Genomic DNA, 1,364 nt, shown 5'->3' with positions numbered 1-1,364 from the left:
CCCTCTCCCTGCCCAGCGCAGCCCTGGATACCAGCAAACAGGCATCCTGTCAGGATTGCCACGGGAAGGACCTTGCCCAAACATATGAAGCACCGTGGAGGATTCCTATAAACATATCATCGAAAACTATATATACTTTTAATACTATTATTAATTATGAATTCTTTCATAGGATGGGCGATGCTTGAGCACCAAAAGAAGAACGAAGCTCGCAAGCGGAAACCAAAGCTTCTCGAGATCTCGGATTTGATTGATTGGGACAGGATACGCATACATCTTGAGGGCATGTATGATAACAAGAGTGAGCGAGGTGGTAGGCCTAACTGTGATCCCATAATGATGTTCAAGGTTCTGACAATTCAGCAATGGTACGGCTTGAGCGATATGGAGGCTGAGAGACAAATCGCGGACAGGATCTCGTTCATGGAGTTTCTTGGCTACCCGGATGAGGTTCCAGACTCCAGGACCATATGGTTGTTCAGAGAGCGCCTCAGCAGAACTGGCACGGATCGAGTTGTTTGGAGTGAGCTTCAGAGCCAGCTGGATTCGATGGGTCTGAAGGTTGTAACTGGTACAGTCCAGGACGCGACATTCATCGAGGCCGATCCTGGAAGATCAAAAAAGCCACGCGGTGACGATGCAAAGGCACGTCGAAGCAGAGATGGCACATGGGCTAAAAAAGGCGATGACCTCCATTTCGGCTACAAGCTGCATCAGAAGACAGATCTCGATTACAACCTCATACGGGAGATAGAGACGTCCACAGCTTCACTTCACGACAGTCAGATCGATCTATCCACAGAGGGCGAAGTTGTCCTCAGGGATAAAGGATATTTCGGCACAAGGGCAAAAGGTATCGATTTCACGATGAAGCGCAGAACAACAGACAAACCTCTTGGAGAGCTCGATAAAGAGTACAACAAGCTGATAAGCAGGATCAGATCCCCATGTGAGCGACCGCACGCAGTCATAAAAAGGATATTCAACGCCGGAAGGGTTCTTGTTACCACGGTCAAAAGAGTCCACGTAAAGATGGTCGTTACTGCATTCGCTTACAACCTGTACCAGCTATGCACGCTGAAAAATGCCGGCATAATTTGAACCTAGCGGAGGCTATCTATGAATGACGGAAAAAAAGAGTGAAATCAAGGTAATTTGAGCAAATTTTGAGCGAAATAGGTCGAAATAGTAATTAAAAATAAGAGTTTAAGCTAAACGTGTATGTAAATAGGAATCCTCCATAGTATATATTTATTTTTCAAGCATTTTGATAGTACACCCAAGAACGTTCTTATTCTCATCTGGAGCAAATTAATGTTTTTATTTTTAAAAATATTTATTTTAATCATTCGACCTTATAAAAA

Annotated in this window: 1 protein-coding gene; it reads left to right on the top strand. The window is 44.4% G+C overall.

The window, feature by feature from the left end; translation table 11 throughout:
• Nucleotides 1-156: 156 nt before the first annotated feature.
• On the top strand, nt 157-1,101 hold the full coding sequence (locus H5T41_11170; GenBank protein ID MBC7109319.1) for an IS5 family transposase: 945 nt from the start codon (nt 157-159) through the stop codon (nt 1,099-1,101).
• Nucleotides 1,102-1,364: the final 263 nt, after the last annotated feature.

The sequence above is a fragment of the Methanomassiliicoccales archaeon genome (assembly GCA_014361295.1).
GTDB lineage: Archaea > Thermoplasmatota > Thermoplasmata > Methanomassiliicoccales > JACIVX01 > JACIVX01.
The sequence above is the reverse complement of the archived record's forward strand: the minus strand, read 5'-3'. Positions and strand labels throughout refer to the sequence as shown.

Bases quoted from the DNA above. Each gene is read 5' to 3' on its own strand.
- H5T41_11170 (MBC7109319.1), top strand. From the start codon at position 157: ATGAATTCTTTCATAGGATGGGCGATGCTTGAGCACCAAAAGAAGAAC.